Raw genomic sequence first — 11,968 nt, 5'->3', positions numbered from 1 at the left:
GTGAGGCCGGTACCGCATCTCGCCGCCGTCGTGCTGCTGTGCTGGGCCGGCCTCGCCGGAGCCGAACCCCTGGCCGTGGGTGATCCGCTGCCGCCGCTCACCCTGCCCGACCAGCACGGCCACCCGCACACCGTCGAACCGACCACCCGCATCGTGATGCTGAGCGACAGCAACGAGGCCGGGCGGTTGATCCAGCACTTTCTGCATCGGCAACCGGAAGGCTTCGAAACCCGCCACCACCTGGTCACCATCGCCGATATACACGACATGCCGCTGATCGTGCGGGAGCTTTTCTTCTATCCCACACTCAGCCATGCACCACACCGGGTGCTCATCGACGGCGACGGCAAGGCCACCCGCCTGCTGCCCCGCCGCGCGGGAGAGGTCACGGTGCTGCACATCCATGGCGGGCGTATCCAGGCCATCGACTACGCCCGTACCCTCTCAACGCTCCAGCACCTGTTGGCACCCGCCGCGGCCTCATCCGCCGATCGGGATCAATCCAGGTAGCGCGCCTGCCAGGCCAGGTAATGTTCGCGCGCGTCGCGTGCGTATTCCTCCTTGTCCCGATAACGCCCCGGATCGAAGGCATCATAGACGTAGTAATTGACCCGCTTGTTCTGGGCCCGCAGCATGGCGTAAATCTTCTGCAGCAGGGTTTCCCCGGGCGCCCACTCAAACGACTCCTGCGCCTCGTAGTGCAAAAAAACCGGGAGTATCGGTATGCCGGTCTTAAGCGATATCTCGAACACACCGAAATGAAAACGCTCGAAGATGCGCCGCCCCTTGCAGCCGCCCTCCGGATAAACCGCCACGTTGCGTCCCTGCTGCAGCACGGCTTCTATCTCGCGCGCGGCGGCTCGGCGTGAATCGCGGTCCTCGCGGCGCACGTAAAGCGTGCCGGCCGCGCGGCTGATGCGCCCCACCACCCACCAGTCCCTGACCTCGATCTTGGCGAGGGAAAATACCGGGAACAGCGCCGGAATGCCGATATCCTCGAACGCGGAGGGATGATTGCCGATCAGCAAATAGGTCTTGGGCAGAGGTTTTCGGTTTTTCTGGTGCAGCCGCAGTTCCACGCCCAGCGCGCGCACGAAACTGCGGCACCAACGCCGGAACAGGGTCGGATAAAAGCGCTCCAGCAGCGCCCGGGGGAAAAACGAAAGCGGATAAAGCACGGCCGTGAACAGAAGAAAATCCACGCCGTAAAAGAGATAACGAAATCCCCTACCCAATAGATAGAACACGGCTCCTCCTATGCATGATCAGTATAGACCGTGCCGGAGGACGGGATTCAGGGAGCGAGGTGGCCGACCTTGTCGAGCAGGGTTTTGACCTTGAATGCCTTGGTGCCGAACACCACGATGTCATCGGGTTTGACATATCCCTCGGTGAACCGTTTCGGCTTGCCTTCCACCATCAGGAACGTGCCGTTGGTCGAGCCGAGGTCCGTGATATAGATATTCTCGCCGAGGATGGCCAATTCCGCGTGACGGGAACTGACGCTGGCGTCATCCACCTTGATCTGCCCGACACGACCGATGACATAGGTTCTGCTGTCCATTCATTCTCCTCACCCGTGCGGTTCTTGCGCCGCTTCTCATTGGCTGCAATCCAGCCAACTCGCGATTCGTACAATATAAGCACTACCCAAATCAGGCAAGCCCTGCATGAGTATTGCATAATCGACGCATGCCCCCCTGTTATCTGGCGCTGGATCAGGGTACCCATGCGAGCCGCGCACTGCTGTTCGATGCCGACGGCGGCTGCCTGTTTCACACCGAACGGCCGGTCACACTGCAGCGCCTGGACGACCATCGGGTGCAACAGGACGGCGACGAGTTGCTGACCACGCTGTCGGCCTGCCTGGACGAGGCCGCCGATTTCTCCCGCCGCCGGAAATTGCAGATCGCGGCCGCCGGACTGGCGACACAGCGCTCCACCACCCTCGCCTGGGACCGGGTCACAGGCCGCACCCTCAGCCCCGCATTGAGCTGGCAGGACACCCGTGCCGCCGGCGAAGTCTTCGAGCTGTGCCGCCCCGCCGAGGCCGTGCATAAAATCACCGGTCTTTACCCGTCAGCCCATTTCGCCGCCGGCAAGATCCGCTGGCTGCTGCAACAGGTCCCTGCGGTCCGGCGTGCGCTGCGCCAATCCCGACTCGCGCTGGGCCCGCTCAGCGCCTATCTCATACACGGCCTGCTGGAACAGCAGCCGCTGCAGATCGACGATGCCAATGCGGCCCGGACCCTGCTCTACAATCTGCACAACCGTGACTGGGACGACGGTCTGCTCGGGAAATTCGGCATCCCCCGTGACGTGCTGCCGGCCTGCCGGCCCGTCGAGCACCGCTACGGCACGCTGACAGGCACGAACGTGGCCCTGACCGCCGTCAGCGGGGACCAGAACGCCGCCCTCTACGGCGCAGGCCAGCCCCGCGACGACACGCTTTATGTGAACCTCGGCAGCGGCGCCTTCGTGCTGGGGCTGCTGGGTACGCGGCCACTGACCACCTCGCGCCTGCTGAACACGCTGATTTACAGCGCCGACGACCAAGCGGTCTGCCATTACGCCATGGAAGGCAGCGTCAACGGCGCTGGCTCCGCCCTCGAATGGGCACGCGAACACGCCGGTCTGGACACCGGCACACCCGCACTGGAGGCGGCGCTGAACTGCGCCACACCGGCGTTGTTCATCAACGCCGTAGGCGGGCTGGGCTCGCCCTGGTGGCGTGCCGATCTCGCGCCGCACTGGATGGAGCCAGGCGGCAGCGAACAGGAACGCCTGGCCGGCGTGCTGGAAAGCGTTCTGTTCCTGGTGCAGGCCAACATCGACCAGTTATGCGCGATGCGTCCGTTCAAACATATTCAGGTCAGTGGCGGCCTGGCGCATCTCGACGGACTCTGCCAGCGCCTCGCAGACCTGAGCGATTTGCCGGTCCAACGCAGCCGGGAAACCGAGTCCACCGCACGCGGCATCGCCTGGCTCGCCGGTGGACGATGGACCGTCCCCATGGCCACTGATGCAGACCGCTTCGCGCCCCGCTACGACGCCGTGCTGCAGGCGCGGTATGCTCGCTTCATCGATGTCCTCGAGCATGCCTGACACCATGCCCACATTCCGGTTTGTCGCCCATCGCGGCGAGCGCGATCAGCACCCGGAGAACACCCTGCCGGCGTTTCGTTCGGCACTGGAACTCGGCGCCTGCTGCGTGGAGTTCGATGTGCAGTTGTGCGCGGACCAGACCCCGGTCGTACTGCACGACGACAACCTCGAGCGCTGTTGTGCGGTAAACACGACCATCTTCGAGATATCCCGTACCCAACTGACGACAATCAGCGCCCATGAACCGGGGCGCCTCGGCGAGGCCTTCCATCCCACGCCGATCCCGACGCTGCGCGAGGTCGTCACGCTGTTCAACGACCACCCCGCAACCGAGGTGTTCGTCGAACTCAAGCGTGCCAGTATCCGGCGCTTTTCCCGCCGGGCCATGCTCGATGCCGTGATGCCGGAACTGGCCCGCGCACGCTTTCCCTGGCATCTTATTTCCTTCGACTATGAGATCCTCGCCCAGGCACGCGCCGACTGCGCCTGCCACATCGGCTGGGTGCTGCCCGAGGAACCGCCCTGGGACAAGGCACTGGCCGAACGGCTGGCCCCGGAATACCTGTTCGCCGATCTGGACGCCCTGCGGCAAACCGACGGCACTCTCTGGCCCGGTCCATGGCAATGGGCGATCTACGGCGTCAACGACCCGGCCGACGTGGCCCCGCTGGCCGCGGCGGGCGCCCGCTATCTAGAGACGGACCGTCTGGCCGACCTGCTGCCGCTGCAACCCGGGGCCGCCGATTGAAGGTATACGACCTGCTGGTGATCGGTGGTGGCATTCATGGCGCCGGAGTGGCCCAGGCCGCCGCCGCTGCCGGGCATGGCGTCGCGGTCCTGGAACAATTCGATCAACTGGCACGGGGCACCTCGTCCCGTTCCAGCAAGCTGATTCACGGCGGGCTGCGCTACCTGGAAACGGGCCAGTTCGCTCTGGTTCGTGAATGCCTGCGGGAACGCGAGCTGCTGCTGCGCAACGCCCCCGAGCTGGTTCGCCTGAAGCCGTTTTACATCCCGGTCTACGACCGCAGCCGACACAAGCCATTGATGCTGCGGGCCGGTCTGTCCCTGTACGCCCTGCTCGGCGGCCTGGGGCCGCAGGTGCGCTTCAGCACTCTGCCTTCCCCACGCTGGGACACGCTGGACGGATTGGAGACGCAGGGTTTGCAGCGGGTATTCCGCTATTTTGATGCGCAAACCGACGACGCCGCGCTCACCCGGGCCGTGATGCACTCGGCCTGTACGCTGGGTGCGGAGCTCTTCACGGGTCACCGGGTCGAGGCACTGGCCCTGCATGAAGGCGGTATCGAGGTGACGGCCACGGCTGGGGAACGGCCGGTGACGTTGCGGGCACGGGTGGCGGTCAATGCGGCCGGCCCCTGGGTCGGCGACGTGCTCGCCCGCGCCGAACCGGTCCAGCAACCGCTCCCCTTTGAACTGGTGCAGGGCACGCACATCCTCGTCCCTCATCGAGTACAAGCCGGCATTTACTACGTGGAGGCGGCGGACGGACGGCCGGTGTTCATCATGCCCTGGCGGGACGCCGCCCTGATCGGCACGACCGAGACCCGATACCAGGGCGATCCAGCCGATCCCCGCCCGCTGCAGGCCGAAACGGATTACCTGCTCGCCGCTTTCAGGCGCCACTTTCCCCAGGCGCCGGACGCCGTGCTCGAACGGTTCGCCGGCCTGCGCGTCCTGCCGGCCGGCGGCGACCCCAACCGGCGCCCGCGGGACACGATCCTGCAAAGCGATCGCACGCTCAGCCCGCGTCTGGTCAGCCTCTACGGAGGCAAGCTGACCGCCTACCGCGCCACGGCCGAACGGGTGCTGCATGCCTTGCAACTGCCCGAACGTCCGCACCGGGCCGAAACGCGCAGGCTGCACCTGCCCCCACAGGAATAAACCTAGTCGTCGGTGGCCAGCCCCAGGAGGTCGCGCTTCAGGTCCGTGCCCGGCGGTTCCGGCCCGAGCCAGACCGACAGCAGGGCACGCATGAAGTCCTCGCCCCGAATCACGCCCTTTTGCTGTCCGTTGATTTCCACCCGTGTCCCCACCCCGGGTTGATAGTCCAGCCAGACCCGGTCGCCGTCCTTCAGATCGCCGAAGAAGCTGTTGAACCGTTCGATACGGGGCGTCAGTGCCTGATAGGTCTGTTTATCGAGATTGTCGGCGAAGCCTTCCCGCCAACCGTCGCGCAGCTGCCTGGCGGTCACCTTGTGATACAGAAAATGCATCAGCATGCGCTTCGGGCCGGGTTCGTCCAGCACGGCCCCGGTGGTGTGCGCCGGCGCAGGCAGATACAGCGCCGCCACGTAGATCTTGAAAATGAACTTGTAGCGGATTCCCGCGCCGTTGAGCTTCAGCGTCTCGCCGGCGACCCCGCCGATCTGCTCGGGCAGTTTGACGCCCGCGACCTCGCGCGCCTGTCCGATGCCGGCCACCAGCCACAGGGCCAGGAAAAGCCATGCGCGGCGTTTGATCATGTCATCCTCCAAGGATTTTTCTGTTTATAGTCCCGCGTACGGCTAGACGCCCCCACCCAGCACCCCGAACCAGAACGGCAGGCTCACCAGGCTCAGCGCGGTCGTCACCGTCACCGCGGCGGCGTACAACGGCGTATCCAGACCGAACCGGTCGGAGATGACGATCCCCAGCACCATACTCGGCATACCCGCCTCCAGCACCACGCCGGTGAGATTGGTACCGCTCAGGCCGACGACGCGCGCCAGCCACCAGGCGAACAGCGGGGCGAGCAGGAGCTGGATCACCACCACCGCGCCCAGCGCGGGCAGCTGCCGGGGATGCCAGGTACCCAGTTCGAGACTCAAGCCCAGCGAAAACAGCATCAGCGGCACCACCCCCGAGGCCAGCAGCCCCAGCCAGTGCTGCAGCCAGTCTCCCATCTCGACGTGGGCGAGATTGAGCGCAACCGCCACCACGGCGGCCCACAACGGCGGTACCTTGAGCAACTCGTGCAGCGGATGGGCGCGCCGCGCACCACCGCCGAAGTGCTGCGCCGCATACAGGCCGACGGTCAACAGCAGGGGCAGGCAGGCGAACAGGTCGTACTGAATGGCGATGCTGCGACCGGGATTGCCGAGCACCTTCTCAAGCACCGGCAGGCCGAGGTAGGTGGCGTTGGGAAAGCTGGCCGCCAGCAGCATCGCGCCCGTGGAGGGGGACTGGCTATGGCAGCTGCGGCAACCGCCCCAGGTCACCAGCATGGCCGCCAGGACGGTAACGCCCGCAACCAGGGAGATGCGCAGGGAATTCAGGCCCAGCGGGGCCTGCCACAACACGGACAGCACCAGCGCGGGCAGCAGCAGATAATAGACCACGCTGGTCAGCACGCGCCGTGTCTCTCCGGCGTGCAGCCCGCCCGGCTTGAGCAGTCGCCAGATCACCCCGCACAGGATCAGGGCGCCCATCTGCAGAATCACACCGACCATATCCCCCTCCCCAAGTCATGGCAGCATGACAACCATAGCGCATGCGTGAACCACGCAGGCAAAGAAAAAGCCCGTCACCGGGCTTTTCTTAAAAACGGATCAAATGTATCAGGGTACGCCTAGGCCTTATTTGGTAGGGTTTACGAGAGTGGCCTGCGGGCCTTTTTCGCCCGCCTCGCTCTCAAAATGTACAGCCTGCCCTTCGTCGAGCGTCTTGTAGCCGTTCATCCTAATAGCAGAGAAGTGTACGAACACGTCCTGTGTCCCATCATCCGGCGTTATAAAGCCGAATCCCTTCTTAGTATCGAACCACTTCACGATACCGGTGCGCATGGTGTAACTCCTTGTAAACCAGAACACATGCGGTATCGCGGGTTGCGGTTACTGCAGTGGAGTACACGCGAAAGGCAACTCGCGATACCGCAAACCCACTATTAAATATAAAAAGTTTAGCCGGGGCTGACAATCGCCCGCAGCACAATCCTTGATCCCTGGCAAGTTTTTCGGAGGATCAACCGGCCTGCTGGTTCGCTATTTCTTCATGCACCTTGGCCATATCCAGCTCGCGCACCTTGCCGATGACGTCCTCGAGCTGGGCGGCGGACAGCATGCCGGGCTGGGCGAAGAGAATGACCTGCTCGCGGAAGATCATCAGCGTGGGGATGGAACGGATCTGGAAATGGGCGGCCAGCGCCTGTTCCTCTTCGGTATTGACCTTGGCGAACACGATGTCGGAATGATTTTCCGAAGCCGCCTCGAAGATGGGCGCAAAAGCGCGGCACGGTGCACACCAGGTGGCCCAGAAATCCACGATCACGATGTCGTTGCCGGTGACCGTTTCCTCGAAATTCTGCTCTGTGAGTGTGGTAGTAGCCAAAACGGTGTCCTCGGGGTTGGGGGTTAGCGAAGGTTAAAACTTATTATGGGGATGCAGATACGACACTTAAACCGCATGGAATTGATAAATCTCATGCAAGATCCAGATTGTGCAAGGCATCCCGGAGGGCGAACAACCGCACGAGGGGGTCGTCCTGCTCAAGCAGTTCCTGCTTGAGCGCAGCCTTCAGCGGCAGGATCTCGGTCAGCCGGGCGCCGACGAAACCGGCCAGGTCAAAGCGCGGCGCCGGGCCCGGATAGGCCTCTCCAAGCTGAGACACGATCCGTTCCAGTAGTTCGGCCAGGGTGCGAAACTCTTCGGGCAGAGCGGCCTCCTGTTCCTCGGGCAGCCATTCCACTTCCGCCGTGCGCAGCTGATCGGATTCGACGGTGCTGGACAGCACACGGAATTTCTTCTCGCCTTTGACGGTGATCGCCAGCAGGCCGTCCTGACTCTGGCTCCAGTCCACGATACGTACGTAGGTCCCGACGTCATAGATCTCCGCGGCGGCCCCGACCTCGCTGCCCGAGCGGATCTGGCAGATGCCGAAACCGCCGTCTTCACGCAGGCAGCGGCTGACCATGTCCAGATAGCGCGCCTCGAATATCCTCAGAGGCAACAAGCCCTCGGGGAACACCACGGTCTGCAGCGGAAAAAGCGGAATACGCATACGCGTCATCCGCGCTATGGCGCGTCTTCCTCATGCCAACGGCGAATCAGACTGTTCGGCACCTGCAGGTGATCCAGGATGCGGGCCACCATGAAATCCACCAGATCGTCGATGCCCTGCGGCTGATGATAAAAACCGGGATTGGCAGGCATGATCACCGCACCCATGCGGCTCAGCCGCAGCATGTGCTCGAGATGGATATCCGAGAACGGGGTCTCCCGCACCACCAGGATCAACCGACGCCGCTCCTTGAGGACCACGTCCGCGGCACGCTCCAGCAGCGAGCGGCTCTGCCCGGTGGCGACCGCGGCCAGCGTGCCGGTGGTGCAGGGACAGATCACCATGGCCTCCGGCGCCGAAGACCCGCTCGCGACCGGTGCCGTCCATTGTTCCCGCTCGAACACCTGCAGCTGACCGGCTTTCGCCGCATACCGTTCGGTGAAATAACGCTGCATTTCCGCGGCCCGACCCGGCAGCTGCAGGTCGGTCTCCATGCCGATCACCACCTGCGCGGGCTTGGACAGCATCAGCTGTACGTGAATGTCCGCCTCGAGCAGGCATTCGAGCAGACGCAACCCGTAGGGGGCGCCGGAGGCGCCGGTCATGGCCAGGGCGATGGTGCGCTGCGTCATTGCGATTTACCCATCATCAACGTGCGGTCGATCTGGGACAACCGCGAAATCAGTGTGCGCGTGAAGGCCTTGTAGTATTGCAGCTCGCACCCGGCGGACACTTCGCCAAGCTGCTGTGCATTGACCTTCATGAGTATCAGTGAACTGCGCGCCACGATGCTCGCGGTGCGCTGTTGTTGCTCGGTCAAAAAACCGATCTCGCCGAAACAATCCCCTTTGTACAACCACGCGATCGAACGCTGGGTCTTCAGCACCTCGGCGGTACCTGCAACGATAATATAAAACGTGTCGTCGATATCCCCTTCGTTGATGATGGTATCTCCCGCACCGAACTGCACCCAGGTGGACGCCACCATCATTTCTTCGATCTGCTCGGGGCTGAAATCCCGGAAAAAATCCAGATCACTGAGCATGTCGCGGCGCTCGATGAACTCGATATCGCTATGCACCAGACGCAGGTTGTCGAACAGGCTGCTGAGATCGTGCGCCACCTGTTGCCCGCTCCGGTAACGTTTGCGCACGTCCTTGGCCAGCATCTTCTCCACGATGTAGGCCAGCGCGTCGGGCACGTCCGGGCGGGTGGCGCGTACCGCGGGCGTCTCCACGTTCAGGATCTGCTGCACCAGGTCCTGGTAATTGTCGGCGTTGAACGGCAGTTCGCTGGTCAGCAGCTGATACATGACGGCGCCCAGGGAATACAGATCGCTTTGCGGGCCGGCCTCGAAGTCCCTGACCTGTTCGGGCGCCATGTAATACGGTGACCCCACCGCCCGATGGCGCAGCACGTCCGCCGACCGGTCCAGGCGGGCGATGCCGAAATCGGTGATCTTCGGAATCCCGTCGTCGGTCAGCAGGATGTTGGCCGGCTTGATGTCGCGGTGCACGACCCCTTTGCGATGCGCGTAGTCGAGGGCCAGGGCACACTTGAAGGCGATATCCACGACCTTTTTGACCGGCAGGCGCGTCTCCGGATTGACGTAGTAGGACAACGGTTTGCCCTGCACGTACTCCATCACGATGTAACGCAGGTCCCCGTCGATGCCGGCATCGTAAACCGACACGATGTGAGGGTGCTGCAGTCCACCCGCGGCATGCGCCTCGAGAAAGAAATTGTCCTCGTGGCGATGCAGCTCGGTCGCGTTCGTCGCCTGGATCGGGTGGGCGGTCTTGATGGCCACCGGGCGCTGCACGAAGGGATCGTAGGCGGCGTAGACCACCCCCATGCGGCCTTCGCCGATGGGGGATTTGATCAGATACTTACCGATCTGCCGCGGATGCGGTCTGGGGTTGTTTTCTGAGTCCTGCATCGCTCACGAACAAGTTGCCAATGCGCTACTGTACGGCACCGGCCAGGGCCTTGGCTAACCGGCCGTGCAGGCCGCCGAAACCGCCGTTGCTCATGATCAGGATATGATCCCCTCGCTGTACCCGGGCCAGTACGGCCTCCAGCAGCCGGTCGAGATCGTCCTCGACATCCACCCGCTCCCCCAGCGGAGCCACCGCCGCGGCGAGATCCCACTGCAGATCTGCGGGCCGGAACACGAAAACCCGGTCCGCCCCGCTCAGGGCATCACTCAACTGCCCGGCATGGACACCGAGGCGCATGGTATTGGAGCGCGGTTCCAGAATAGCGAGTATGCGCCCCTGCCCGACCTTGGCACGCAGGGCACCGAGCGTGGCGCGGATCGCCGTCGGATGGTGGGCGAAATCGTCGTACACCCGCACGCCGTCCACCTCCGCATACAGCTCCAGACGCCGTTTCACGTTGCGAAAGCGCGCCAGCGCTTCCAACGCCACGGCAGGCGGCACGCCGACGTGCCGGGCGGCCGCGATGGCGGCAAGGGCATTGCTCACGTTATGGGCTCCGAGCAGGTCCCAGTTCGTCTCGCCGACCCGCTCGCCGCCCACCCGCAGTTCGAACCCGGACCCGTCCGGCGCGGTCAGCCGGACCTCGAAATCGGCCGCGCCATCCAGGGAGAACCGTTCCACGGGCGTCCAGCAGCCCATCGCCAGCACCTCATCGAGGTGAGGATCCTGCGCGGGGCGGACGATCAGTCCCTCGCCGGGCACCATTCGCACCAGGTGATGGAACTGGCGCTGAATGGCGGCCAGATCGGGAAAGATATCCGCATGGTCGAATTCGAGGTTGTTCATGACCAGGGTGCGAGGCCGGTAATGAACGAACTTGGAACGCTTGTCGAAAAAGGCCGTATCGTATTCGTCCGCCTCGACCACGAAGAAGCGGCTGCCGCCCAGGCGGGCGGAAACGCCGAAATTCTCGGGCACCCCGCCGATCAGAAAGCCGGGTTCCAGACCAGCATAGTCGAGGATCCAGGCCAGCATGCTGCTGGTGGTGGTCTTGCCGTGCGTGCCCGCGACCGCCAGCACCCACCGATCCCGCAGCACCTGCTCGTAAAGCCACTGGGGTCCGGAGGTATACGGCAGGCTGCGGTTGAGCACCGCCTCGACCATCGGATTGCCACGTGACATGACGTTGCCGACCACCACGGCATCGGGCACAGGCTCGAGGTGGGCGGGATCGAAGCCTTCCTGCAGGCGGATACCCTGGGTTTCGAGCTGCGTGCTCATGGGGGGATAGACGTTGGCGTCCGAGCCGCTCACCTCGTGGCCGGCCTCGCGCGCGAGCAGTGCGATGCCGCCCATGAAGGTGCCGCAAATACCGAGAATGTGAATGTGCATCAGACGAGGTTGGGAAACAGCAGTTGCATGATGATGGAGGTTGTCACGAGATAGAGGATCGAAACAAGCAGTCCCGCCGCGAACAGGCGCAAGCCGAGCGCCTGTCGGAAAATATGGCCATAGACCACCACCAGCCAGCCGGCGATAACCAGGTACGCCACCCCCGTTATGCCGACCTCGGCATGTTGAGCCTGGGCGTAGACCATGCTGTAGACCAGGGGCAGCAGGATCGTGCCGATCATGGCGCCGCTGCCCGCCAGGGCCGTCATGGTCTGCATGAATCGCGGGGTATGGCGGAATAACCTCAGCAGCAGCGTCGTATAGACCCACAGCAGGGCGGTATCCAACAGGGACTGACCCAACCCCTTGAGGTGACCGTTGCCGGGCATCGCCAGCAGCCAGTCGACCAGAAAATACAGGAACAGCGTCGTCCAGAACCAACCCCGCAGGGCGGGCAGATCCTGCGGGCCGGCATTGAGCAGACAGAGACGCAAAAATGGACGAAGTGCCACGTACATCAACTCACTCCGTG

General features: G+C 63.7%; 15 protein-coding genes. 4 read left to right on the top strand and 11 right to left on the bottom strand.

Features of this window, described 5'->3' with window-relative positions:
- Complete coding sequence (locus P8Y64_01380) at positions 1–510, top strand: hypothetical protein (protein ID MEJ2059126.1); 510 nt, start codon at positions 1–3, stop codon at positions 508–510.
- Here the strand turns inward: P8Y64_01380 and P8Y64_01375 are convergent.
- Together P8Y64_01375 and P8Y64_01370 are read right to left on the bottom strand one after the other, a co-directional pair.
- Entirely contained in the window at positions 498–1,247 is a 750-nt protein-coding gene (locus P8Y64_01375) for a lysophospholipid acyltransferase family protein (GenBank protein MEJ2059125.1), read from the bottom strand. The genes P8Y64_01380 and P8Y64_01375 overlap by 13 nt on opposite strands.
- 47 nt (positions 1,248–1,294) lie before the next feature.
- Complete coding sequence (locus tag P8Y64_01370; GenBank protein ID MEJ2059124.1) at positions 1,295–1,564, bottom strand: FHA domain-containing protein; 270 nt, start codon at positions 1,562–1,564, stop codon at positions 1,295–1,297.
- A gap of 128 nt (positions 1,565–1,692) precedes the next feature.
- On the opposite strand from P8Y64_01370, the gene P8Y64_01365 reads away from it, so the two are divergent.
- From P8Y64_01365 to P8Y64_01355, 3 genes are read left to right on the top strand one after another with little or no spacing between them, the layout of a single operon-like run.
- Entirely contained in the window at positions 1,693–3,105 is a 1,413-nt protein-coding gene (locus tag P8Y64_01365) for an FGGY family carbohydrate kinase (protein ID MEJ2059123.1), read from the top strand.
- Positions 3,098–3,853, top strand: coding sequence for a glycerophosphodiester phosphodiesterase family protein (locus tag P8Y64_01360; protein ID MEJ2059122.1), 756 nt, complete (start codon positions 3,098–3,100; stop codon positions 3,851–3,853). The genes P8Y64_01365 and P8Y64_01360 overlap by 8 nt, the downstream gene beginning before the upstream one ends.
- Positions 3,850–5,010, top strand: coding sequence for an FAD-dependent oxidoreductase (locus P8Y64_01355; protein MEJ2059121.1), 1,161 nt, complete (start codon positions 3,850–3,852; stop codon positions 5,008–5,010). The genes P8Y64_01360 and P8Y64_01355 overlap by 4 nt, the downstream gene beginning before the upstream one ends.
- A 2-nt stretch (positions 5,011–5,012) precedes the next feature.
- On the opposite strand, the gene P8Y64_01350 is transcribed toward P8Y64_01355, so the two are convergent.
- From P8Y64_01350 to P8Y64_01310, 9 genes are all read right to left on the bottom strand, one after another.
- Positions 5,013–5,591, bottom strand: coding sequence for a chalcone isomerase family protein (locus P8Y64_01350; GenBank protein MEJ2059120.1), 579 nt, complete (start codon positions 5,589–5,591; stop codon positions 5,013–5,015).
- A 42-nt stretch (positions 5,592–5,633) separates the two neighbouring features.
- Entirely contained in the window at positions 5,634–6,557 is a 924-nt protein-coding gene (locus tag P8Y64_01345; GenBank protein MEJ2059119.1) for an AEC family transporter, read from the bottom strand.
- 126 nt (positions 6,558–6,683) lie between these two features.
- Positions 6,684–6,890, bottom strand: coding sequence for a cold-shock protein (locus P8Y64_01340; protein MEJ2059118.1), 207 nt, complete (start codon positions 6,888–6,890; stop codon positions 6,684–6,686).
- A 178-nt stretch (positions 6,891–7,068) separates the two neighbouring features.
- Positions 7,069–7,434: a thioredoxin gene (gene trxA / locus P8Y64_01335; GenBank protein ID MEJ2059117.1), complete on the bottom strand. Its 366-nt coding sequence runs from the start codon at positions 7,432–7,434 to the stop codon at positions 7,069–7,071.
- Between the two features lie 91 nt (positions 7,435–7,525).
- Positions 7,526–8,104 (bottom strand): LON peptidase substrate-binding domain-containing protein, encoded by a 579-nt coding sequence (locus P8Y64_01330; protein MEJ2059116.1) that lies wholly within the window; start codon positions 8,102–8,104, stop codon positions 7,526–7,528.
- Between the two features lie 14 nt (positions 8,105–8,118).
- Entirely contained in the window at positions 8,119–8,736 is a 618-nt protein-coding gene (locus tag P8Y64_01325) for a UbiX family flavin prenyltransferase (GenBank protein ID MEJ2059115.1), read from the bottom strand.
- The gene (locus P8Y64_01320; protein ID MEJ2059114.1) at positions 8,733–10,043 is read right to left on the bottom strand and encodes a serine/threonine-protein kinase; all 1,311 of its coding nucleotides are present in this window, start codon (positions 10,041–10,043) and stop codon (positions 8,733–8,735) included. The genes P8Y64_01325 and P8Y64_01320 overlap by 4 nt, the downstream gene beginning before the upstream one ends.
- 25 nt (positions 10,044–10,068) lie before the next feature.
- Complete coding sequence (mpl, locus tag P8Y64_01315; GenBank protein ID MEJ2059113.1) at positions 10,069–11,436, bottom strand: UDP-N-acetylmuramate:L-alanyl-gamma-D-glutamyl-meso-diaminopimelate ligase; 1,368 nt, start codon at positions 11,434–11,436, stop codon at positions 10,069–10,071.
- Positions 11,436–11,954 (bottom strand): hypothetical protein, encoded by a 519-nt coding sequence (locus P8Y64_01310; GenBank protein ID MEJ2059112.1) that lies wholly within the window; start codon positions 11,952–11,954, stop codon positions 11,436–11,438. The genes mpl and P8Y64_01310 overlap by 1 nt, the downstream gene beginning before the upstream one ends.
- Positions 11,955–11,968 lie beyond the last annotated feature (14 nt).

The organism is Gammaproteobacteria bacterium (assembly GCA_037388465.1).
Taxonomy (GTDB): Bacteria; Pseudomonadota; Gammaproteobacteria; order SpSt-1174; family SpSt-1174; genus JARRKE01.
The sequence above is the reverse complement of the archived record's forward strand: the minus strand, read 5'-3'. Positions and strand labels throughout refer to the sequence as shown.

Excerpts from the sequence above, each read along its gene's own strand:
- P8Y64_01370 (MEJ2059124.1), bottom strand. The coding sequence starts at position 1,564 with ATGGACAGCAGAACCTATGTCATCGGTCGTGTCGGGCAGATCAAGGTG.
- P8Y64_01365 (MEJ2059123.1), top strand. The coding sequence starts at position 1,693 with ATGCCCCCCTGTTATCTGGCGCTGGATCAGGGTACCCATGCGAGCCGC.
- P8Y64_01360 (MEJ2059122.1), top strand. The coding sequence starts at position 3,098 with ATGCCTGACACCATGCCCACATTCCGGTTTGTCGCCCATCGCGGCGAG.
- P8Y64_01350 (MEJ2059120.1), bottom strand. The coding sequence starts at position 5,591 with ATGATCAAACGCCGCGCATGGCTTTTCCTGGCCCTGTGGCTGGTGGCC.
- P8Y64_01345 (MEJ2059119.1), bottom strand. The coding sequence starts at position 6,557 with ATGGTCGGTGTGATTCTGCAGATGGGCGCCCTGATCCTGTGCGGGGTG.
- P8Y64_01340 (MEJ2059118.1), bottom strand. The coding sequence starts at position 6,890 with ATGCGCACCGGTATCGTGAAGTGGTTCGATACTAAGAAGGGATTCGGC.
- P8Y64_01330 (MEJ2059116.1), bottom strand. The coding sequence starts at position 8,104 with ATGCGTATTCCGCTTTTTCCGCTGCAGACCGTGGTGTTCCCCGAGGGC.
- P8Y64_01325 (MEJ2059115.1), bottom strand. The coding sequence starts at position 8,736 with ATGACGCAGCGCACCATCGCCCTGGCCATGACCGGCGCCTCCGGCGCC.
- P8Y64_01320 (MEJ2059114.1), bottom strand. The coding sequence starts at position 10,043 with ATGCAGGACTCAGAAAACAACCCCAGACCGCATCCGCGGCAGATCGGT.
- mpl (MEJ2059113.1), bottom strand. The coding sequence starts at position 11,436 with ATGCACATTCACATTCTCGGTATTTGCGGCACCTTCATGGGCGGCATC.
- P8Y64_01310 (MEJ2059112.1), bottom strand. The coding sequence starts at position 11,954 with ATGTACGTGGCACTTCGTCCATTTTTGCGTCTCTGTCTGCTCAATGCC.